The organism is Nocardia canadensis (genome assembly GCF_032656385.1).
GTDB lineage: Bacteria > Actinomycetota > Actinomycetes > Mycobacteriales > Mycobacteriaceae > Nocardia > Nocardia canadensis.
In genome coordinates this window covers 98,017-120,254 of sequence record NZ_JAVCWB010000007.1, presented here as the reverse complement: position 1 = coordinate 120,254, position 22,238 = coordinate 98,017, and the positions used below count along the sequence as shown (strand labels likewise).

21 protein-coding genes are annotated in these 22,238 nt (G+C 67.7%); 2 read left to right on the top strand and 19 right to left on the bottom strand.

Annotation, left to right across the window (positions count from 1 at the left end):
* Window positions 1-10: 10 nt before the first annotated feature.
* The 18 genes from Q7X29_RS13605 to Q7X29_RS13520 form a co-directional block, all read right to left on the bottom strand.
* On the bottom strand, window positions 11-922 hold the full coding sequence (locus Q7X29_RS13605; RefSeq protein ID WP_280306168.1) for a hypothetical protein: 912 nt from the start codon (window positions 920-922) through the stop codon (window positions 11-13).
* On the bottom strand, window positions 915-1,478 hold the full coding sequence (locus Q7X29_RS13600; RefSeq protein ID WP_280306169.1) for a hypothetical protein: 564 nt from the start codon (window positions 1,476-1,478) through the stop codon (window positions 915-917). Before Q7X29_RS13600 ends, Q7X29_RS13605 begins: the two co-directional genes overlap by 8 nt.
* A gap of 7 nt (window positions 1,479-1,485) precedes the next feature.
* Window positions 1,486-3,132, bottom strand: coding sequence for a peptidoglycan DD-metalloendopeptidase family protein (locus tag Q7X29_RS13595; RefSeq protein ID WP_280306171.1), 1,647 nt, complete (start codon window positions 3,130-3,132; stop codon window positions 1,486-1,488).
* Window positions 3,133-3,385: 253 nt separating this feature from the next.
* Window positions 3,386-3,970 (bottom strand): hypothetical protein, encoded by a 585-nt coding sequence (locus tag Q7X29_RS13590; protein WP_280306173.1) that lies wholly within the window; start codon window positions 3,968-3,970, stop codon window positions 3,386-3,388.
* Between the two features lie 204 nt (window positions 3,971-4,174).
* Window positions 4,175-5,653, bottom strand: a complete 1,479-nt coding sequence (locus Q7X29_RS13585) for a hypothetical protein (RefSeq protein WP_394358684.1) — start codon at window positions 5,651-5,653, stop codon at window positions 4,175-4,177.
* Window positions 5,654-5,886: 233 nt separating this feature from the next.
* Window positions 5,887-7,359 carry an SCO6880 family protein gene (locus Q7X29_RS13580; RefSeq protein WP_280306175.1) on the bottom strand — a complete coding sequence of 491 codons (1,473 nt, stop codon included), beginning with the start codon at window positions 7,357-7,359 and terminating at the stop codon, window positions 5,887-5,889.
* Complete coding sequence (locus Q7X29_RS13575) at window positions 7,356-8,789, bottom strand: hypothetical protein (protein ID WP_280306176.1); 1,434 nt, start codon at window positions 8,787-8,789, stop codon at window positions 7,356-7,358. Before Q7X29_RS13575 ends, Q7X29_RS13580 begins: the two co-directional genes overlap by 4 nt.
* Complete coding sequence (locus tag Q7X29_RS13570; protein WP_316574266.1) at window positions 8,786-9,583, bottom strand: hypothetical protein; 798 nt, start codon at window positions 9,581-9,583, stop codon at window positions 8,786-8,788. The genes Q7X29_RS13575 and Q7X29_RS13570 overlap by 4 nt, the downstream gene beginning before the upstream one ends.
* 10 nt (window positions 9,584-9,593) lie before the next feature.
* On the bottom strand, window positions 9,594-10,238 hold the full coding sequence (locus tag Q7X29_RS13565) for a hypothetical protein (RefSeq protein ID WP_316574265.1): 645 nt from the start codon (window positions 10,236-10,238) through the stop codon (window positions 9,594-9,596).
* A 16-nt stretch (window positions 10,239-10,254) separates the two neighbouring features.
* Complete coding sequence (locus tag Q7X29_RS13560) at window positions 10,255-10,485, bottom strand: hypothetical protein (protein ID WP_280306179.1); 231 nt, start codon at window positions 10,483-10,485, stop codon at window positions 10,255-10,257.
* A complete protein-coding gene (locus Q7X29_RS13555) occupies window positions 10,482-11,288 on the bottom strand; it encodes an alpha/beta fold hydrolase (RefSeq protein WP_280306180.1) in 807 nt (268 codons plus the stop codon). The genes Q7X29_RS13560 and Q7X29_RS13555 overlap by 4 nt, the downstream gene beginning before the upstream one ends.
* A gap of 58 nt (window positions 11,289-11,346) precedes the next feature.
* Window positions 11,347-11,643: a hypothetical protein gene (locus Q7X29_RS13550; RefSeq protein WP_067641759.1), complete on the bottom strand. Its 297-nt coding sequence runs from the start codon at window positions 11,641-11,643 to the stop codon at window positions 11,347-11,349.
* A 2-nt stretch (window positions 11,644-11,645) separates the two neighbouring features.
* Window positions 11,646-12,035: a hypothetical protein gene (locus tag Q7X29_RS13545; protein ID WP_316574264.1), complete on the bottom strand. Its 390-nt coding sequence runs from the start codon at window positions 12,033-12,035 to the stop codon at window positions 11,646-11,648.
* Between the two features lie 260 nt (window positions 12,036-12,295).
* Window positions 12,296-12,949, bottom strand: coding sequence for a hypothetical protein (locus Q7X29_RS13540; RefSeq protein ID WP_280306182.1), 654 nt, complete (start codon window positions 12,947-12,949; stop codon window positions 12,296-12,298).
* 121 nt (window positions 12,950-13,070) lie between these two features.
* A complete protein-coding gene (locus tag Q7X29_RS13535; protein ID WP_316574263.1) occupies window positions 13,071-14,579 on the bottom strand; it encodes a cutinase family protein in 1,509 nt (502 codons plus the stop codon).
* A 79-nt stretch (window positions 14,580-14,658) separates the two neighbouring features.
* Entirely contained in the window at window positions 14,659-15,798 is a 1,140-nt protein-coding gene (locus Q7X29_RS13530) for a lipase family protein (protein WP_280306185.1), read from the bottom strand.
* Complete coding sequence (locus Q7X29_RS13525) at window positions 15,795-17,024, bottom strand: cutinase family protein (RefSeq protein WP_280306187.1); 1,230 nt, start codon at window positions 17,022-17,024, stop codon at window positions 15,795-15,797. Before Q7X29_RS13525 ends, Q7X29_RS13530 begins: the two co-directional genes overlap by 4 nt.
* Window positions 17,021-17,920, bottom strand: a complete 900-nt coding sequence (locus Q7X29_RS13520) for a hypothetical protein (protein WP_280306189.1) — start codon at window positions 17,918-17,920, stop codon at window positions 17,021-17,023. Before Q7X29_RS13520 ends, Q7X29_RS13525 begins: the two co-directional genes overlap by 4 nt.
* 645 nt (window positions 17,921-18,565) lie before the next feature.
* On the opposite strand from Q7X29_RS13520, the gene Q7X29_RS13515 reads away from it, so the two are divergent.
* Window positions 18,566-19,387 carry a helix-turn-helix domain-containing protein gene (locus Q7X29_RS13515; RefSeq protein WP_316574262.1) on the top strand — a complete coding sequence of 274 codons (822 nt, stop codon included), beginning with the start codon at window positions 18,566-18,568 and terminating at the stop codon, window positions 19,385-19,387.
* A gap of 798 nt (window positions 19,388-20,185) precedes the next feature.
* Window positions 20,186-21,478, top strand: coding sequence for a tyrosine-type recombinase/integrase (locus tag Q7X29_RS13510; RefSeq protein WP_280305906.1), 1,293 nt, complete (start codon window positions 20,186-20,188; stop codon window positions 21,476-21,478).
* Between the two features lies 1 nt (window position 21,479).
* Here the strand turns inward: Q7X29_RS13510 and Q7X29_RS13505 are convergent, their stop codons facing one another.
* Window positions 21,480-22,112, bottom strand: a complete 633-nt coding sequence (locus Q7X29_RS13505) for an AAA family ATPase (protein ID WP_280305904.1) — start codon at window positions 22,110-22,112, stop codon at window positions 21,480-21,482.
* Between the last annotated feature and the right edge of the window lie 126 nt (window positions 22,113-22,238).

Here is a 22,238-nt window from a genome sequence, read left to right as displayed (position 1 = left end):
GAGCGATCGGTCAGAAATCTGGTTCGAGCTGGGGGTGCGCGACCTCGCCGGGCGGCGGAAGGTCGAACAGGTCGCCGTCTGCGATGCCGTGGCCGTCCTCGATGCCGGTGGCGGCGATGGCGGCACCGATCCCGGCACCATCCCCCGGTTCCGGATAGGCGGTGTGCCAGGCCGTTTCGGCGGCGGCTTCGAGCAGGTGCGGGGCAGGAGGCAGTTGATGGGGTGCGCTGTCGGCGAGGTCGATGCCAACCATGCGCATCACCGCGACGCGGACCCTCCCTTCGCGTACCCGGCCGACGTGGGTGAGTTCGCGCCATTGACGCCCCCGATCGGGTGGCGACTGCTGCGAGATCTGGTCCAGGCGTGATCGCCAGTCGGCCACCTCAGGGGACCACCAACCGCTGGTTTCGGCTTCGGTGACGTTGAGGGTGGTGGCGACCATCGCGACCCGCATCCACTGCAACCGCAGATGCTCGGCGAGCTTGTCCGCTGTCTGCGCGGTCACCGCGGCGTGGTCGCGGCGGACGGGTCTCACTGCGGCCAGGGTCGATAGCGTGTCGGCCTGGTGGTGGAGTTGGGCGATCAGCAGCGGCCGTGCGACCGGACGCCGCGGTGGCAGCAAAGCGTCTCCGGTAGCTTTGCGGCCTTCCTGGCCGGCCTGGCGCGCGTAGGCGATCCAGTTGGCGGGCACGCCGATCGCCACCGCTTGTTCATGCACGACGCGACCGACGACCGACAGATCCCGGAAGGTCTGGATGCGGCTGTGTGGTTCCCGCGCCAGCTGCATCAGATCGACAGTGACGTTCTGCAGGACCGCAGCCATCCGCCGATGCACCACCGTCGTACCGGCCTCGACGACCGTGTGAGGTGTCGCGGTCAGTGCCGGGCCGGTGGTTCCGGGTGATGCTGTGTGCTCAACCATGGCCGGTCACCGAGTCGATGCGATAACTCGACATCCGCCACCCCTGCGGGGTTTCGGCCGCTGTGACGGTCACCTGCATCCGCCGGTAGACGGTGGTGGACCCGTCTTGGTGGAGAACCTGTTGGATTACCGTCGCCGCGACCGTCGCCGCGGGCCCGCCGGTTGTGGCCTGCTCCGTGTCGATCAAGGCGGTGACGATGTCGTTGCTGTCGCGCCAGCCCGGCCATTCCGGTAACGGAGCCAGCCCGCTCGCCGGGCCGCTGCTGGCCGAAGCGGCCAGTTCGCCGGTCAGCCACGGTGCTGCGCGAACCAACCCGGCACCGGGCCCGGGGTCGGTACGAGGTTGCCAGGAGAACATGGCAGCCAAACCCATCTGGATCGCGGTCACCGCGTCAGCACCCTCCGGCTCGGGCCCCTCCACATGCGCGGCACCAGGGGTGTGCGTGCCGGACGCGGGCCTCGGGTCCTCGGCGCAACCCACCAGTACCGTGGTGAGCGCTATCAGGACGGCCGCGACACCGAAGGTCACAGCGGCCAGAGACAGACGGTTGACCATGGTGTCCTCAGCTCAGCGTCGTCGACATCTGGATGGCCATCGCGAGGATGTTGGCCACGTACGGGCGGGTCTGGACTTCGTAATCGGGTGAGCCGGTGGGGAATCCGCCCGAGCGCAGCACCGCGTGTTCGCCGGCGTTGTAGCCGGCGAGGTAGAGCTCGGCGGGCCCGTTCGGGGCCACGACCTTGCCCTCACGAATCCAGGTGTCGACGTTGTCGGCGATGTCGCACAGGTAGCGGGCTTGGCCGATGATCGCGTCGCCGTCGTCCCACACCGAGGCGACACCGTTGCCGTCGGCGTCGATCACATACGGTTGCCCGTCGGAGGCGGTCGCGGTCGCGGTGCCGGGCAGGAACTGGGCCAATCCTTGCGCCCCCGCCGATGAGGTCAGCCCGCGTTGAAATCCGGATTCTTGTTTGCCTTGAGCCGCCAGCAGCGGGGCACCGATCTGCGGGCACACCGTGCCGCCCAGGCGGTACCACATCGCGAGCTCGGCCGGGACCGTGCCGGGTTCCAGATCGGTGTCACCGACTGTCGGCCCACACGTCGTGGCGGTCACGGCCTCGGCAGGGTTCGTGGTGACCGGGCCGATCGGTGACCCGTCGGGGTATCCGCCACCCAGCGTGGTGACGTGCACGTGATCGAAATGGTTCGCCGTCGCCCCACCCCGGTCTTCCATCACGTTGGATTCGCCGGTGGCCGAGCGGTAGGTCTGGCGCCAGATGAGGTAGTCGATGCGCAGAGCGGAAGCGTTGGTGAGTACGAATTCGGCGATCCGGTCGCCGAGGGCTTTGCCGTCCCCGGAGGTCGGGTCGGGGATGATGATGTCGATCGCCCGGCCACTCGGGTGATCCGGCAACGGGTCCTCACGATGACCGCCGATCTCTCGCACCTGCGGGAACTGCTGGACGATGGTGCGCGCCAACCGGATCGTGTCGACCTGCAATCCGTTCTCGGAGCCGATCGCCGCAGGCATCGCGGGCAGCTCGGCCCCTGCCGCTGTCCCGGCCTCGATCACCGTGCTCCCGCTCGGGACCGGCGTCGTCGAGGGCGCGGGGACGGTCGATTCGACCGGGCTGCTCGGTGCCGACCCACCTCGCAGCCACGGCATCGGGTCGATCGCGGTGCCGCCGCCGAACCTTCCTCCGCCCGTCCAGATTTCGAGATGCAGATGTGCACCGTCCGGTCCTGCCGGGACCGTCTGGCCGTTGTATCCGACGCCCGCGATCAGTTGTGCGATGCCCACGCGCTGGCCTTGTTCGACGTAGACGTCGTCGGCGAACATGTGCCCGTAGACCGAGGACACGATCTGCCCGTCGATGTTGTGATCGATGACCACCCAGATCCCGAACCCGCTCGCCTCGCCCACCCGCACCACGACACCGTCAGCGACCGCATAGATCGGGGTCTTGGGTGCTGCTGCGAAGTCTTGGCCTTGATGCTGTGTGCCCCAACGCATTCCGAAACCCGAGGTCAGAGTGTAAGTGCCCTCGGCCATCGGCATCGTTCTTGCACTACGGGTGGCGGGGGCTTGGTCCGGCGCCGTCGACGATGCGCAGCCGCGTTCCTGTGCGGTGCCGGCGAAGAACAGCAGCACGACCACCAGCAGGACCGCACTGGTCACCGCGGCCGCTGCCCGTACGGCGCCACTCATCGCCCCACCAGATGAGTGCGCGTGGCGCAGGTGCAGGCGGCCGGGGTGCGGTTTCGGCGTGAACCACGTTCAACGGTGCTCATCACGGATTCTGCCGACTTCGCCCGCAAAGGAATGTTCCGCACTGTGTCTCGTGCGCGAGCAATGTATTTCTCGCTGATGTATCGAATTCGGTTTCCATTGATCTCTCGCATTTCACTGAGGGTGTGCGCGCATTACTCGTCTGCGGTGGCGAAGTGCCAATTGGTTTCCGCTAGCCGAAATCCGGGCCGATTGCCGTGTCGTGGACATGTCCAGGCGGTGCCGTGTCGGCCTCAGGGTGATCGGGGGACTCGACGCCTGTGCCACCGTCGCCGAGTGCGGCATTCACGGCCTGCGCGATCCCCGCTTGCGGTTCGATAACCTCAGCTGCGTCGGCTGGCCGGTCGCGCGCACTCACCACGATCCTCGTGTGAGCCTTCACGGTAGGACTCGTCGTCGAGACGTTGGCGTAGGTGACCACCCCACCGGCAGTGTTGACCACCTCGTCCACCAGCTCGCGCACGTCGGCTGCGAATGGTGCGGCAGTGTCGAATGGTTCGGGGCGTATCGTCAGGGCGATCGGCCCGGTCCAGCCCGCCGGATCCCAGTAGCCCAGGCGGGTCAGGATCTGCTCACTGAGGGGGTTCGGCCCGACAGTGTCCGGGACGTACCAGACCTGGACCCGATCGGCGGCCGGGGACATTCGCATGCGCAGCCGGTCGACCTCGAGCACATCCATCATGTCCTCGACATCACCTCGCCCGTAGACGGCTGTGCGGTCCATCTGTAGCACGACGAAATCAGCTGGCTTGTTCATCGAATTTCCTCTTCTTCAGTCGGGTCCGTGTTGTGTTCGATGTGTGGGCGATACAATGTGTCCTGCAGTGGTTGCGATCTGTGGCGAACCGATTTCGAGGCGCTGATATGCCAATTCGGACTCGTACCGAATTGGCGGGGGAAGAAGTGGGCGGCAAGGAATTGTGGGGCGGCGAGAATCGTCGGACCGGTAGTCATCTCGGGCTCACCGACCTGCCGGGGTTTGGCCGAGGTTGTCGAAGCGGCGGTTGGTGTTGTGGATCTCGGAGTTGCGTTCGGTGGGGGTGAACACCATCCGGAACGGGATGCCGGGCTGGTCGGCTTCGCCGGTCTTGAGCAGGTAACACCCGGTGCCAGGCGGAGTTTCGCGTCGTGTGGTGTCCAGATCGTCGTCGCTGGGTGGGCGTGGCGCCGCCCAGGAGGTGACCAGCAGTTTCTCGGTGTCGGTCATCCCCGCGACCGCGGCGATGCGGTGGGCTTCTTCGGGTCCGACCGGGCCGATGATCTTCGCCCGGGCTCGTTCGAAGAAGCCGAGCGCTTTGGCTTGTGCGGCGGGGGAATCGAAGGCGGCGAGGTCTTTGATGGTGTGCGAGCACATGATCAGCCCTGTGGCCAGGCCGCGGTTGAGCCGGGTGAGTGCGTCGACGCGGTCGACCATGAATTCCCCGACGCCGAGCACCCGCCAGATCTCGTCCATCACGACCTCGAAGGTTCGTGCGGGTGCCAGCCCGGCGTCGGCGAGGGCGTGGGCGGCGGCGACCGCGCCGAAACCGTCTGACCAGCAGGTCATCAGGACCGCGGCCAGCAGTTTGGTGTCGCCTTCGGGGATGCGGGAGATGTCGATGCAGATCGCGGGGCTCGACAGGTCCAGGCGGGTCGTGGTGGGTCCGTTGAAGATCGCCCCGAACGGGCCTTCGACCAAGGCACGCATCGACCGGCGCAACGGTTTTGTGGCGGCCCGGTAGGCGAGTTCGTCGTCTTCTTCGGCGAATGCGCGCAGCCGCTCCCCGCCGGCCGAGATCACCGCGAGCAGGTCTTCCAGCAGCGGTGGGTTCTGGTGGGTGAACCCGCCTGCGGGGCTGTAGAGCTCGCGTAGACCGGCGGCGAGCAGCACTTCCTCGTAGTCTTCGACTCGGGCGCCGCGCACGAGCTCGATCAGCCCGGCGACGATGTTGATCTGCCCGGCTTCGACCCGCGCCATGACCTGGCGGCGTTGATCGGCATCGGGTAGTGCGGCGATGACGGCGCCGAGGGCGCCGACGTCGAGGGGGTTGATGGTGCCGTGGCCGTAGCCGACGTCGACGACTTGTCCGTCGAGGCGTTCGACGAGGTCGCGGTACTCGCCTTTGGTGTCGCCCATGCACAGCACGGTCTCCCCCGCCGCGACCGCGCCGGTCATGATGCGCCGGATTAGCGAGGACTTGCCGAACCCGTTGAGCGCCAACACGAACGCGATCGGCGCGGTGATGAACCCGCGTAGAAACCATGACATCGGGTCGAAATGCACCGGGGCACCGGTGATGTAGTGACTGCCGACCGGCACCCCCGCGGTCGGCGCGCTGGCCCCGACACAGAACGGCCACAACCCGGCCACCTGCACAGTTGTGGCACGCCACTCCGGTGTGCGCGGCACCACCGAGGCCCGCCCACCTCCTGGCCCGCCGTAGCCGCGGTCGGTCAACACTGGCGCGTTCAGATCGAACCCGTCCCCGGCGCGACCGTCGCGACGCCGTGCCGCGGTTGCGCGGCGATGATCGTCACTGGAGAGCAGCATCCGTGCCCGCCGACCCCGCAGCCCGGCCTGTGTGGCCGCGAGCTCGACTTCTGCACGGCGGGTTTTGCTCAGAACCCGGATGCCCTCGATGATTTCGGTTTTCGCGGGCTGGCCTCGGTCGGGCGCGCTGTTCGTGTACCCGTTCATCCCGAGACCCGTTCGGAGATGGAGGCGTGCTCGGGCAGGATCAGCCCGATGCCGAGGGAGGCGGCGAAGCCGGCGGCTTGGTAGCCGTAGCAGCGGCGCACCGTCAACCGTGACGCCGCCGCCATTCCTTTGACCGAGGCCTCGATGCCGGGCAGGTCCGCGTCGAGGTGATCGGTCACTGTCACCAGCACCCCGAACCGGGTCAACCCGGCCCCGCGGGCTTGCTCCTCACGGGCGGCGGAGGTGTTGCCGACCCGGATACGGGCCGCGGCTGAGGAGATGCCGCGTTCGGTCTGTTCGGCGGCGACCGCGTCGCGGAAGTCCGAATCGACCAGGGAGGTCGCTTCCGCGGCCGAATGCAGGCGGTAGACGATCGCGACCCGTTTACGTGGCGCGTCCGGGCGCGGCCGGAGCAGTTCCTCGAGGACGGTTTCCATCACCGCGCCGCGGGGTGCGCCGTCCATTTCCCAGGTGATCGAACGGGCCCCGTCGTGAACGTAGTGATCCCACCGGTCCTGATGGGCCAGCGGGCCGACAGAGTCCCACGACTGCGACTCCACGATCCGCTCCCCGGCCGCCTCCACATCACGCTGGGAAGCGAGGTCGAATCGGCCGCGCACCAATCCCAGCACCTCCCACGCTTGCAGGGGTGTGGCGGGCAGGCCGGCGCGGGCGAGCTGGGACAACACCGATTGCAGGCGTTGCCCGATCTCACGGGCCTGCTCGGCCTGATCACGGCGGATACGGCCTTTGCCGATTGCTCGGTAGGTGATCGCGATGCGTGCTTCGATCCGCACCCCGACCCCGCCGCTGTCGGCGGCGGCTTCGGTCATCACCGCCTTGGCGAAATCGGGGGCGTTCGGGCGGACCAGGCGCGCGACTTCCCGGGTTTGCTTCAACCGGGTTTCCACGACGTTGTCCAGCACCGCGGTCACCGCGACCACTTCCCCACCCCGGCTTTGCGAGGCCAGGAACTGGCCGTATCCCTCGACCCAGGAATCGATCTGGGCCTGGTCGACGAGTTCCTTGCCGCGCGGGATCACCCGCACGATCACCGTGTAGTGATCGCTGCGCCGGATATGCAGCATCGCGAACCGCTTCCCACCGGGCGTCTCGTACTCGGTCAAACGCGAATCAGCCAGCAGGCCAGGCAGTTTCGCTAGCCCCGGCAGGCGGAAGAATCGTCCGGATCGGTAGGTCAGCTCACCGCGAGACCGCGCACGCGCGAACTGTGCTCGCAACAGCAACAGCTCCCACCCCGTGCGCCCGTTGCGGGTTACCACCAGCGGGACGAACACCACCGCCGACCCCACCAGGACCGCCCCGGCGAATCCGAGGGAGCGGGTGATCATGAACGACACCATCACCGTGATCACCAGGCCGAGTCCGAGAAGCGAAACGCCCCAGGTCAATCCGAAGAACCCGGCCGAGCGTGGCTGCTCCCAGCGCCCATACATTCGTGTGCTCATCGGCGGACCTCCCCGGGACCGAGCGAGTCCGGATCCAGCTGGCCCGACGATTCCGGGACAGCGCGTTGAGCGGTGGACGCGATGCCTTGCAGCGCACCGACAGCGAGTTGGGCACCCAACATCGCCGCACCCGCAGGTCCTGCACCCATCGCGCCGGTGGCCACGGCACTGCCCGACCCACCGGCGCCAGCGGCTGAGGCCCGGCCCGCGCTCGAACCACCTGCGCTCGAACCACCTCCACCGGCCCGCGCGGACCTGGGCGCGCCACCGCCCGATGCGGGGGGTGACCCTCCGGGTGGCGAGCCTGAATTCGCCGCCATCGGTCTCGCCCCACCGGTGCCGCCCGGCGGAGAGGACGGCCCGCTCGGGCTCGATGACCCTAGCGACGAGCCAGACCTTTCGGCCTCCGAGACCTTTCTGGCTTGGGATCCCCGGCTGCCGACCGCCGACATCGCGATCCCTGCCCCGGCGCCGGCCAGCGCTGATGCCGCGCCGCCGCCACCGCCGAGGGTGGCCACTGCGGGTGCGATCAAGCGGATCAGCGCGGGCAGCACGACTACGCTCATCAACATCAAGATCATCCCGAGCAGGACTAACTGAGTATCTGGTTCGTCGTCAGTGCCGGTGGCCGTGAACGCGATGGCATAAACCAGGGCCCCGACCGGCTTCCACAACACGAAGGCCAGTGACCACGCCACCAGCCGTTTGTAGGCTTGTGAACCGGGACCGGTGCCCGATGCCGCGGCCGCCATCGGAATCACCGCGACAACGACAACGAGAAGGGCCTGTCGAATCACCAGCATGACGAGCTGAACTAGCAGGCTGATCAAACCCAATATGCCGAGCACGAGCAGGACTCCTGGCCCTAAATTTCCGGTGATTCGGGGGTCCGCGATGCGGCCGACAGCGGTATCGAGGTCTCCGCGGGCGGCGTCGAAGACCACCCAGGAGGCGAATTCGTCTCCGGCAGTGGTCGCGACGGTGATGAGCGCGCCGAAGGTCATCGCCCCGAACGTCGCCCGTGCCAGCATGAGGAAGCTCTCTTGTGCTTCCCCTGCGGCGGCGCCCCGCTTGGCCAGTGCCAGTCTCGCGGCGGCGAACATGATCCCGGCGGTGAGCAGGACCACTTGCAACCCGCTGGTGTAGTCACGAATCTGTCCGAGCACTGGCGCGGGCTGTCCTTGGGAGGTCGTCAGTTCCGGTGACGGGAAGCTAGTCCACCAGGCCATCACCAGCCGCAACATGATCACCAGGCTGTCGATGAGATCGGCGGCGATGCTGCCGATCACCGAGTCGCTCGCCACCTCAGCCGCCTCGCCGGCCAGATCGGCGAGCTGGCACGCTTCCTGGACTCCGGGCACCGCGAGACAGGCGAGATCGGGAATGATCTGGGCATGAACACCGTTGCCCGGTGCAGCGAGGGTGCTCACGGCTGCCTCCAGCGGTCGAACCCCGCGGTCGAGGCGACGGGTGTGGCTGGACGCCAGAGCGTCTCAATGATTTCAGGCGTGCGGATGCGCCAATCGCCGTCGACCCAGACCATCGGCCAGGTCGCGATCGCGTACCCGGTCGTCGAACGGATCGCGAGCTGAACGACAGCGAGGTCGTCGCGGTAGCCGGGTTCAATCCGCACACCTTCAGGGACGGTGACGTAACGTGCCATTCCTGGGGTGCTGGTTCGGGAGCGGGCGAACTGGTCGATCAAGGTGTCACCGCCTCCGTAGAAGCGCTCGCGTACCACTTCTCGCCATATCGGTTCCGGCGCGGCATAGGCTCGCCCGATCGCGTCCATCGCCGCCAACGCGGCACCTTGCGGCGTGCGCGCGAACCCTTCCGCTACACCGGCATCGATGCGGGCGGGGCCGTCGCTACCCGAGACCGGCACCGCCGCGCCGCCCCAGATGCGCTGCCACTGCAACCGCGCAGGTGGTGCTCTCAAGTAGTCCGGCCGCGCCGGGTCGACACCGTCCTGGGCGCTTTGCGGCAAGACCGAACCGGCTTCCTCCGCTGGGACTTCGAGGCGGTTGCCGAACATGTCGACCGTCGGCGGACGTGCTGCTGACGATGCCGTCGATGACACAGCGGTCGTCGGGCCATCTCCGCTCTGGGCGGGGGGTTGGGTGGTGGCGGTCTGGTCGTCGCCGGTGACGGTCAGGACGAATACGGTGATCACTACGGCAGCGATGATGCTGAGTAGCAGGACGAGGGTTCGAGTGGCACGCATCAGTTGGTCCTCAGGGTCTCGGCAGGGCGACCATGTCGGCGGGGACGGAATCGACTGCGGTGACCGGGCTTTCGGTCACTGTGTCGGGCAGGCGTAGTCGCCACCCGTCGGTCGCCCAGATGACGGTGGCGGTGTTGCGAGTGGTCGAGTTGTCCGGATACAGGGAGTAGGTCTGGATCTGGGCTTCGGTGTCGGTGTAGGTGGTGACGAGGTAGCCGAGGATGGTGGGTGTCGTGTCGGTGGCTGGGGTGGTGATCGAGACCTGGGCGCGTGCTGTGGCCCAGGCATCGCGGCCTCGGGTGGGGGCGATCATGCGCTGCCCGACCGCGGCCCATTGGTTGTCGGGTGCGACCGACATGCGCACGGTCGTGTGGATCGCGGCCAGCGCGGCCCCGGCCGGGGACCGGTCGAAGTCGGTGGCGGTCGCGCTGTCGATCACGCGTGGGCCTTGGACCGCCACTGGCAGATCGATGCCCTGGTACGGGCGCCAGCTCAGCCCTGTGGGAAGCAGTTGTTCTGCTGTGGTGCTCGCCGGTGGACGCTGGTCCTCGCCGGGGTCGGTGCCGCCACAGCCTGTGGCGGTGATGCCGGTGATGACGAGGGCGAGCCAAGCAGTGATCATCGGGTTGGTGTGTGCCGAAAGTTTGTGTTGCATAGGGTGTCCTGTGGTGTCAGGTGGGCAGGATGGCGATGGCCAGGGCGCTGGCCATGCCGAGGAGTGCGGCGGCGACCAGGGATCCGATGAACCCTTCGATCGCTTCTTCGCGGTAGATCCGAACGGCGAGTTGGCCGCCGACGAAGGTCGCGCGCGCCACGCACAGCAGCAGCACGAACCAGGCCAGCCAGTTCAACAGCTGTGTCAGCGGCGCCAAGACCTGCGCGGGCAGCGGTGCGGCGATCACCAGTGGCCTCCGAACCGGTCAGCGTCTCGCGCCACGCGGATCGCGGAAGACACCGCTGCGGCCGGCAACCAGGGAAAAGTTCGGGCCAGGTCATGACCCCCGTCGCGCAGGCTGCTCAGTTCAGCCCACACCGTCTCCGCGAGTTCGGTGACCCGCCCGTAGCGCGCGACTGGGTCTGCGTGCCCGGCCACGATCCAGGTGGGTGTCGCGCGCAGCAGGTCTTCGACCACCGCTAGGTCGGCCCCGCAGCGCCGGTACGCACGCAGGGTGTGGAGGGCGGCCTCGAGTTCGGCGTCGGTGTGCAGGCGGTGCTCGCCCAGGGCGGTAGAGAGTTCGTGGATGAGACGTCGACCGGCCCGGCGGGCCGAACCGGTCGGGTGTTCGGTGAGGGCTTTGTCGTGATCGGGTAGCTCTGTCACCGGTGTGATCGCGACGATCGCGTCGACGCGGGCGGGGTCGCGTCGGTGGTGGAACAGCCATTCCTGCGCGACGATCGCGGCCAGCGAATGCACGACCAGCACCACGCGACCGTCAGCATGGGAGATGACGGTGTCCAGGTCCTCGACGAGTTGTGCCATCCCGGCGGGTCCGGGGTGCAGCGGAAGGCCGTTGCCGTGGCCACGCTGCTCGTACACGAGCTGGGCGACCTCGGCGCGGAAATGCCGGTCCAGCAGCGTGATCATCGGCGCGAAATGCGTTGCATCGGCCAGCGGTCCGGGCAGGTAGACCACGGTCAGCGCGGCGTCGGGCATTCCGAACCGGGATCCCGTCAGCGCTGCGCCGTCGGCGGCGGTGATGGCCACAGCGTGTGAATCCGTTGTGGTACCGCGGGTTTCGTGGCGGTACTCCGGCGCCTGCATGTCAGGACCCTCCGGTGACGGCGGCGTTCATGATGGCGCCGGCGGAGGTGGCGATGATGCCGCCGACCATGGCCGCGAACACGATCTTGGGTGATTCGACCGCGCCGCCGTGCCAGCGTTCCCACCCGAACTTGCCCCCGGCATAGATCAGCGCGGCTACCCCGGCCAGGATGACCAGCCAGGACAGGTAGCCGACCAGGTTGGTCAGCTTGTCCCCGCCCGGCGGGACGGTCGGGTTGATCTTGATTTCTTGGGCCAGCACCGTCACGCTGTCGCCCACGACGGAAAGAACCGACATCGCTATTTCTCCGAATCGTGTTGGTCGATAGGGTTTTTGGTTGTGCGGGCGAGGGCGTCGATGAGCTCGCTGCCGACGTGATGGACATCCAGCGGCACCGCTTCGGTCAGGCGGGCGCGGCGTTGTGGGGCGGGGTCGAAGGGGCTGAACTCGGCGAGTTCGCTGAGTTCGCGTTCGATGAGCTCGTCATGCCAGCCGATCTCCCACACGTGCTCGGTCAGGTCTTTGACCACGGCGCGGTAGCGGCGCACCGGTGCCGGCACCCGGCCCGGGCGGGCGGCGCTGAGCACGACACCGACGACCTCGACACCTTCGGGTGCTGCTCCGGCGTGCCATTCCCGCAGTCGGTCCGCGCAAGCGATCAGCCCTGGCAGGCACAACCGTGCCGCCACAACGACACGTTGGGTGGTCTGTGGCGAGCCCGGCCAGGACTGTTCGCAGTCCGCAGCGGGCGCCCACCACCGCGCCAGCGTCGAGGTTCCTGCTCCCCCGTGGGCGCCGACGATCGCGACCGCCGGTGGGTGCGCTCGGGTAGTCGGCAGCGGTTCTACGCGGATACCGGCCGCGCGGCGTGGCAGGGTCACCGTCACCGGGTCCAACCGGCGGCCCCCGATCACGGCGAGGGGATGCTGCTGAAGGGTCGATGCGGGCATCAGCTGCCTCGCTTCTGGATGTTGGTGATAACCAACCCGGCTGGCGGTGCGGCGGCGACGTTGATGACCTGCAGGTAGTCGAAACGGCGGCCGTCGGGGTGCAGTTCCACCAGGTGGACCTCGGCGGTGTTCTCCGCGATGGGGGTGATGCCGACGCAGTGGGTGGTGCCGGCCGGTAACGCGGTGATCGCGGCGGTCAGCGGTTCGAGCGTGATTCCGGCCTGCGGGGTCACCAATCGCAGCGCGTCCTCAGCGCTGCGTGTGACGTAGTAGGCGTATTCGAACGCCGCGATCACACCGGCAAGGGTCGTGGTGTCCCCGGCGCCCGCTGTCATCGTTTGCGCGGTGAGCCCGGCACAGGCCCGCTCGGTGGCGGCGACAGTAGAGGCAGGAGTAAGCGAGGTCGTCGTTGTCGCGGAGGCCACGGTGGTGGTGCGGTCGTTGCCAGCCATGTCCACCGCGACCGCAGCGACCGCTCCGGTGAGGATGCCGGCGGCGGCGCTGAACGCGACGAGCCGTGACCCGCGTGGCGGTGTGGCTCGGCGGTGGACGTGCTCGCCGAGCCGCCGTGGCTCCTCTGGATCGGGTTGTGGAGTTACTGGTTTGTTGAGCCAGTCGAGGCCGTGGCTGCGGCTCAGGTCATCGGTGGGCATGGTGTTCACCTCCTCGCTCGGTCGGGTGGTTCGGTTGAGGGTCGGGCCCTTCGGAGCACGCCGCTGGGAAGAGCCACTGATCAGGGGGAAGGAACCAGGGCCCGTCGTGCTCCGAAGGGGTCTAGGGGTGCGCCATCGGTGGACTGGTCGTCGCCGATAGCGAACCGGTCTGTGTGACAGTCGGTTTCGCAGTGGTGGACGAGTGCGTCGGTTGTTCCGTTGGAGACGGCGTCGCGGCGCTGAGGTCGCGGGCGATCGCGGTGAACCACGCCGTCGTCGCGGCCAGCGGGGTGTCCCCGCTCGCGGTCACCGAGACCGTGCTGTAGCTGCTACGGCGGCCGGAGGCGTCGCTGTATTGGGCGGTCGCCGAGGTGGTGTAGAGGTCTTGGGGTTCGGTGATGGTGGAGGTGATGGCCTCGAACGCGTCGTTGACCCAAGTACTGATCGACTGCGGGGGCACCAGATCCACCACGGCATCGGCGACTTTCGTACCGAGCACCGCGACCGCGGCGGCCGGGTTCGACAACCCCACGGCGGCGAGCTCGGCGATGGTCGTGGCAGTGAATACCTTCTGGGCCACCGAGACCACGGCGTTCAACCCGATCGTGCCGATCTTGAACAACGCCGAGAGTGCGTCGGACTCGGTCGGTGTGGTCGCTGTCGGTGAGGACGCGGCGGCGATGCGCTGACCGAGAGTCTGGGTGGGGGTGTAGGACAGCTGGTCCAAGCTGGTGCCGGAGATGTCGTCGTTGACGACGCCGACCGCCGTGCTGAACGCGGTGGAAGCCAGGGCTTGGGCAACCGTGGCGATCGCGGCAACCGGGTCCTTGCCCTCGGTCTGGGCGGTGATGTTGGTGACCGCGGTCAACAACGGGCTCCCGGACTGAACATCACACGTCGCGTCCCCGGCCACACACAGATCAGCCACCCGCCCGACCAGCGACCCGTAGTTCGCCGGGGCCGCACTGGCGGCGATTCCGGCCCCGGACAGCCCCACGTTGGCCAGCTCGATCTTGGCCACCTCAGCTCCGGCAGTGCCGGGCGCCGCGGCCGGGACCACAGCGTTGGCAGTACCGGGGAGGGCACCGGTCGCTGCTCGGCGCGCCGGGTTGGCCAGCAGCGCCACCGCGGCGACCTTGTCGGCCGGGACCCGCGACTGACCGTTCCCAGCCTTCTCCGCGAAAGTTGTTGCTGCGGCGGCGCCTTGGGCGTATCCGGCGACCGCGATCTGAGTCGTGGGGCATCGGTCGATGACCTCGGTGGCGCGTTGTTCGATCTGCTCGGCCGCGGCGGTGACCGCGGCGGGATAGTTCGTGGTGTTCACCTCGGCGCCGACGACGATGTAGGACCGCTCGATCTGCGCGCCCACGGCGGCACCCAACCGGCCGAACGCCTGACCCAGCACCCCGGTGTCACCGGTGTCGACAGAGGTGGCGGCACCTTCCTCGCCGCTCTGGACACCCAGCACGTACAACACCGGGCAGGCAGCGGCCGCGGGCTCGCGCGAGGACGTCGTCGGTGCCGGTGTGCTGGTGGTTTCGGCCACTGCAGGGGTGGTTCCGATGACGGTCACTGTCAGCCAGGTGGCCGCGATCGCGAGGGCTCGGCGCCCAATAGTGGTGTGGTTCATCGGTTTCGGCTTCCGGTCGATAGCGAGTGGGGGTGCCTGCCCGCACCGGAGGGGGTGGTGCGGGCAGGCGGTCAGATGGTCAGTTGGTCGGGTTCAGGCCTTGATGGCGCGGCGGGCGGGCGAATCCGGTGCGCAGGGCGGTGAGGACGTCGGGGACGCCGAGGTCGGCCGCGCCGAGATGGGTGACGTCGAATTCCGACCAGGACACCGCCACGTCGCGGGAGCTGTACTCGGCGAACAAGGCGCGGCCGGACTCGATCGGCACCAGCCCGTCGAGCAACCCGTGATACAGGTGAATCGGAACCAACGGTGTTGAGGTGCCGAGGTTTTCGTGGGTGAGGATGTAATGCCAGACCGGGTCGTTCCAGGGGTCCGGGCGCTCGCACCAGGCCGCCAGCGGCGAGAGGAACTCCACCAGCAACGCGTCCAGGTCGGCCTCCGACGCCGCCCGGACCGCCCGGACACCGACATCGGTGAGCAAGTGATCGACCGGCAGATGCGCATACGCGCGCGCCAACCCGACCATGCCCGCGAACGCCAGCCCCGACCACGGGCCCCCGTCGAGGGTGTTGATCAACGCGCCGGGATCGCCGATCACCGCACCGGCCGCGACAGCGCGCAGATCGAGCTCGGGAGCGTAGCCGGGCTGGTACTCCGCGGCCGCGGCAGCGACACGGCCACCGTCGGCGTAACCCCACACCGCGACCGGCGCCTCGAGTCGCGCGCCGTCAGGGTCAGCGATGACCGCGCGCGCCAGGTCCAGCGCTGCATGGGCCCCGGCCTTCTTCGCCAGCCAATGGTGCGGCCCGGCGCCGTGGATGCCCAGGCCTATGCCGTCGGGGACCGCGACCCGCCAGCCCTGGACGAGGGCGGCGGCGATGCTGCTGGTGTCGGGGTCGTTCCCGTCGACCAACAGCTGCGAGGGCGCGCAACGCCCACCCAAGCCGTGAAAGGTCGGGCAATACACCACCACCGGCGTCCCAGCGATCGCGCTGTCGGTCGCGGCGGTCGGTTCCAGCACGATGCCCGAGGCGGGAACGGCGATACCGAAGGTGGTCTTGGTCGTGTAGATCACCTGCCAGGCACGGCTCAGACCCGCGATGTGGGGCACCATGACCTCGCGAGTACGCAGGACCTGGCCGGGACGGTCGAACCCGATCGCGGTGTTCGCACGAAACGGGTCCGCTCCGGCGCCGCCGGTCAACGATGTGCCGGTCATGACCGCGATCCCGCGATGTCGTGGGCCAACGCGGTCATCCAGGCGATACCCGAGTTCAACTGTCCGGTCAGCGCGTAGCCGTTGTGGCGTCCGACCGTGTCGGCGAACCGCAACCACGTCACCGGGTTGATCAGCTCGGTGTTCTCGGCCGCGAGCTCGCCCCACGCGCCAGACAGTTGGGCGAGCAGACGCGGCAACAACACCAGCGGGTTCGCGACGACCGTCGCGACGATCTCGTTCCACCGTGCCGCGGCGGCACCGGGATCCGGGACCGGTGTGCGGGGGTCACCGGCATCGACGAGCCGCTGCCCCAAACCCGTCTGGGGCGCGTAGTCGACAGTGCCTTCGCCGAGGTGGAAGTCGTGGACGATCACGGAGTTCCACGCCTCGCCAAGCGCCGAGGAGAACGCGTTGCCCAGCGTGGACAGGGCCGCGACGGGGTTGGTCAGGTCCGCTTGGGCGAAGAGCTGGGCACCCAACCGCAGAACCGAGGCCTGGCCGGGTGCCGAGCAGGCGAGGTCGCCATCGCTGCAGATATCGGCAACCCGACCCTCGAGGGCCCCGTAGCCGTCGCCGGTGGTCGCGATACCCGCCCCGCCCGCCGGGGCCGCGAGGACCTGCACGGCCGAGACCTCCGCACCGGAAGTACCGGGTGCGGGATCGGGCACGGTTTGCCCCGGCCGACCGGGGAAGACCGGTTCGAGTTCGCCACGATCCGGGTTGGCATACAACGCGATCCCCGCCACACGATCGGCCGGGACAGGGCCGTATCCGGCGCCGACATCGCGGGCGAAGCTGGCCATCGCTTGGGCGCCCTGGCTGTAACCGACGCCAGCGAGCATCGTGTTCGGGCACGCCTCGATGACTTGTTGTGCCGCGGCGTCGAGGTTGGCCCGGGCACCCGAGACCGAGGCGACGTAGGGGTCGGAGCCCCCACCGGGGACGATGCCGCCGAATCCCGCGGCGTATCCGATGTAGGCGCGCTGTACGAGGGCAGGCACCGCACTCACGACCGGCCCGATCAACGATCCGACGACGCCGGTGTCGGCAAGCGGGTCGGCGGTCGGTGAGGATTGCCCGGTGCCATGAACGCCGAGGATGAACAGGGCCGGGCACCCGTTGATCGGCACCGCGACCGCGGGAGGCGCCGGTGCGACCGTGGTGAACAGCGCTGCCCCCACCGTCGCGGCAGCAACGACCGCGACACGTCGTGTGCTGCCGATCATTGGCCGACTCCGACGCCTGCACCGAATCCCGCACCGATCGTTCCGCCGACCGCCGCGCCCACGGCACCGGCCGGTACTCCGAGGATCGCCGCGCCGGCGGCAGCTCCGGCAGCGGCGCCCAGGGCGGTACCCGCCACTCCGCTGGTGACTTGCCCGATGATGGGAACCGGGATGACGATGCCGACGGCGGCCCCAGCTATTCCACCGACTGTGCCACCGATCAGCCCTCCGGCTACGGCGCCCACCGCAGCCGCGGGGGCGCCGAGCACGGTCGCACCGGCCGCACCGCCTACAGCGGCGCCACCCAGGGTCGCGCCGCTGACGCGATCGGAGCGCCCGGCCGGGATACCGACCGAGTCCAGTGCTGTCGCGATCTGCGCCTCGGCACCGGCGGCGGTGGTGTTGATGGTGTCGCGGACTTCCACCGGCAACCAGTCCGGGCTCGGAGTCTGCCACTCCCCTACCCGGACCGTGTTCTCCGGCGGCACGATCGGCGCGACCGACTCCACCGAAACGGGCAGATGCAGTTCCTCGATCCGCACCGGCTCCACCGGCTCATCGACCTCGGGGGCAGGACGGGCCAGTCCGGTGCGAATCTGTTGGGGCTGTTCGTAATACACCGGCGGCGACGGCTCCGGCGCCGGTTCGGGGGCCGGTTCGACGGGAGGCGGCGGCGGAGCGGGCGTTTCGGTGCCGGGTTGGGCCGGGCTGGTGACACCGCCCTGGTCGGCCACAGCAGCCGCAGGTGCACTCGCATGGGCCGTGGCCGGAGCTGCCACGGCAATCGCGACAGGAATGGCGGCGGCCAGCAGCAACGTGCTACCGCGGCGAGTCAACAGGGCGCCGAGGTGACGTAGTTCGGCGTTCGAGTAGGTGGTCGAGGGGGATTCAGGCATGACGGATAGACCCTTTCTCGATGAAGGGTTGAGATGCAGGAAGTGCCGCTGACGTTGCGCGGCAAACGAATTTGAGCCGCCCGCTGGGAGAGGCCCGGCCGGGCGGGCTGCCGCCCGGCCGGGGTACCTCTACGGGGCGGGTCTCACAGCAGGTGCAGGGCCAGGTTGAGCACGTTGCCGGCCAGTGCCAGGCCGTTGCTGAGCAGCGCCAGCCCGGCGTTGATGTAGCTGGCGATCATGATGGGATCCACAGGAAATCCTTTCTCGAAATGCATGGAGTGGCTTGCACTTTCCATCCAAACCACGAAATCCCTTGGGACGCTAGGTTCTTAACTGATCGAGTTTTGATAGATCACAAAATGATCAGTTAAGGAAGAGCGGCCTGTGCAGCAGATTCGCTTTGACGCATCAAGAAATGTTTCTTACCGCGCAATAGAATTCGCCTTCCGCAGCGGTCCCATCGTCACCGGGTAGCCTTACCTATGAGGTTGTCATGAACATGCCTGTCCACGATTCGGGCAGCTGCGGGCTAACTTGCCGCCCGAAACGCCCTCTGGTAGACCTGGTCTCGTCACGAAGTCGAAATACTCCGTTCAAACCACTCAATCTGTGACTTCCGTCACTACCTCCCGGGGGGGAGATGCAATGAACGACCGAATTTCACGACCCCGCAAGGGACGTCAACGTCGACGTGCCCCCAACCGACCACAGGTCTCGATCCCCGACCTCGGTACCACCATCGGATGGATTCGAGACGATCTCGGGCTCACCCAGGCCCAGGCAGCCGCAGAGCTCAACCTCAGCGCCGTTCACCTGGGGCGTTTCGAACGCGGCGATTCCAAGCCGCCTTCCGACACGCTCGAGAAGATCATTATCGGCTTGCGCGTGGACAGAGCCATGGCTTCACACCTTCGTGAGCTCGCCGCCCCCGCGATCACGCTGGCGCCACCCGATGCCTTGCGCAGGTATGTCCGAGCCGAGAAGTCGCTCATGCTCAACCTCGACCTGTTCCAATCCCGCGCCATACCAGCGGCCTTCATCGACCCGTTCTGGAATGTGCTGGCGCGCAACGACTTGTTCGCCGAGGTCTTTCCCGGCATCGACGACACCAGCTCGATCGCGGTGTGGATGTTGAGTGAGCAGGGCAAGAGCGTGGTCGTCGACTCCGAATCCGAAGGCTCCTGGACGGTTGCGATGCTGAAATCCGCCCTGGGCCGTCACCGGAGCTCAGCTCAGGCCGCAGAGCTCGTTTCCGTTCTGACACCGATCAGCGACGCCCGGCGACTGTGGGCAGCCAGCGTGAGCGTCTCCTATGGTCGCGATTCACGGTGCCTGTTGCACGCCTACGATGCCGACCGCAAGCCGGTGTCCTACCTGCTGTCAATGACCGACGGGATGCTCGCCCACCACGTCCAGCTCATCACAGTCACGCCTGAAGTGGCGTGTCCGCGGCCCGAACTCAACTAGCCACCAGCAACATCCGCCTGGTGCAGCGGCGACACTACCGCCGCTGCACCAGGCGGATCTTGTGATCGGTCACAGAGGCGAAGTCGTCGGGCTGTGCGCGAGAGTCGGCACCAATTTCTCAGCGCTAGCAGAAAATTGGTGGCGAACTTCCACATTTTCAGGTTTCCTGGAGACGGGAAGAGTCATTGATCGGGCCGAAAGGTGCCCGATGCAATTTCACGAAAGCACTACCCATCTCCCTCTGCTCCCTCTGTGCGAGCGATTTCTCGCGGTGTTATCGGGAGTCATCGCAGCCCCTCACCGCGGGCAGTTTCGGCCCACGGATAGGTGCGCACATGACCGCGATTCGAGCACCCTCCCAACCGATCTACACAGCCTTCGGGACTGCGCGTTCCACCGCCTCCCGAAGAGGAATGCGAGTTTTCTCCGCGATTGCCCCGCACCTCTGAGGTACGGCGGCCTGCACCGCGCACCGCTGATCGATGTCCACTACGACCAGCGACGCACCGATGCGTGACGATCCTTCGACCCCGAACCCGACCCCGGCGCCGCTGCGTCGGTGGGTCAACACGAGAACTGCCGCCGAGCACCTCGGCGTCCACCCAGAAGTGCTGCGGCGCTGGGCCCGCCATCCAGGCCAGCACACCTGGCTACCCAAACCTATCCGAGTTGGGAGGGAATTCCGTTGGGACATAGACGAACTCGAATCCGCCCTGGCGAACTCGGGCGACGAGCCACCCGAGCACGACGGTGAGCCGGGGTAGACCACCTAGGCCTCTCGGGGTACCCGGCAAGCCGATGCTCACCGAGATAGCCCCCGGCCATTGGAAGGCACGCATCTATATTCGTGACACCTCGGGCCGCCGCCGCGAGGTCGTCCGATTCTCCCCGATCAAGCTCAGCGCTCAAGGCCGACCGCTACCCGACCGCACCGGCCAGCGCGCTCTCGACGCGGTGATGGCCGCCGCCGTCGACATCCGTGTCGATCTCGATGACGAGCTGTCGGACTCGATCACCGTCAAGCAGCTGTGGGACCACTACCGCGACCACCTGGTTTCCCTCGGTCGCGCTGAGGGCACCCTCAGCCGCTACGACGAGGCCGCCAAGACCTTCGACAGTGCCTTCGGCGGCAGACGACTCTTCGAGGTCAACACCGCGACGGTGGAAGCCTTCCTCAAGGACGTTGGCCACGCCCGAGGCCCGTCGAACATGCGCACCGCACGCAACGTGCTCTCCGGCATGTTCCGGTTCGCGTGCGCAAGGACAGCCCTCGCTGTGAACCCGGTGCGCGAAGCTCGGATGGCCGAGAACGTCGAAGCCAAGGGCCGCACCGGCGGCGCGGGTGATCTCACCGTCGACGAGCTGCGCTTCATCCTGTCCTCGGTGCGCACCTCGCAGATCCCGTGTCCGCGCAAGCTGTCCAAGGCCGAACGCGAGCGGGGCACACCGGTCAAGGCCTACACCCCGCCCACGGTCGCCGCCTACTGCGAAGGCGCCGACCTCGCCGACGTCATCACCCTCTACGCCGCGACCGGGCTACGGCGCTCCCAGATGCTCGGGCTGCTCTGGTCCGACATCGACCTCGACGAAGCAACATTGCACCCCGTCGGCAAAGTCGTCCGGGTCGCCGGCAAGGGACTCGTCCGGGTCGCCGACGACGATGACCCGAAAAACCACACCGGGATCATGGCCTTGCCAGAGTTCGCCGTGGCGATGCTCAAACAGCGCAAAGACGCGATGGCAGCCAGGCGCAAATCATCGCCGCCGAAGCCCGGGGTCGAGGACCTGGATCTGGTGTTTGCCTCGGCGGTGTGGACCCTGCGTGACCCCCAGAACGTCGGTCATGCGTGGCAGCGTGTCCGGGAAGCACTGGGTTTCGCCGAGGACATCACCCCGCACAGCTTCCGGCACGCCGTGGCCACGATCCTCGACGACGCGGGCCTGTCCGCGCGAGTCACCGCCGATGTCCTCGGCCATGTCGACGTGGCGATGACCCAGCGGTACTACATGGCGCGAGGACGCCCACACCGGACCGCGGCGAACGTCCTCGACCGTGCCATCGGCAGCACACCCGTGGATCTTGACGCCTGACCTACTCCGCTTCGGTGACGGTCACGCGCCGAGGCGTCGCCGAGGCCGGCGGGGAGGTTCCACCCGTCGCGCCTTGGCATCGCGCAGCTTGTTGATCGAAAAGGCCTGCGGCACAGATGTCGCCGACGATCTGATCAACGACTGTCTCGAGCTGCCAACTCGCATCGATACGGACCTCGTCGACGAACGCCAACGGTTGCCAGCCGTGGTACCACTGCCCCATCTGGGTCGGCGAGAATTCCTGTGCTTGGGGCCTGCTCGCGTGCCGCCGGACGGTCTCCGCGAAGGACAGGTCGAAGCTGTAGAACATCGCTGATCCCGCTGACATCGAGAGTCGTTCGAGCATCTCGCCGTACCGGTCCGCGTCGAGGATGCCTTCCACGATCACGATCAGTCCGCGAGCCAGCCCGAACGCCGCGACATGCTCGATGAGGTCGATGTTCACCGCACCGGGGGCATCGGTCTCACGAAGCATCGTCCGCCGGACCACATCCTGCGCGACCACCAGGCAGCTGGCGCGCGCAAATCGTTGCTGCACTGCACGAGCCACGGTCGTTTTGCCAGAACCCGAGTTACCACGAAGTCCGACCAACACGCCCCCTGCGCCGCTGGGGTTGACGCTCCGCGCGACCACTCCTAGCTCCTTCTCGCCACTTCTCACTTCGGATTTCTGCAACGGGCCGAGCACAGTACCCGTCAGCTTTCTCGGTAGACATCTACGCCGATGCATGTGGGGCCGATGCGGGGGTCGTCACTGTGA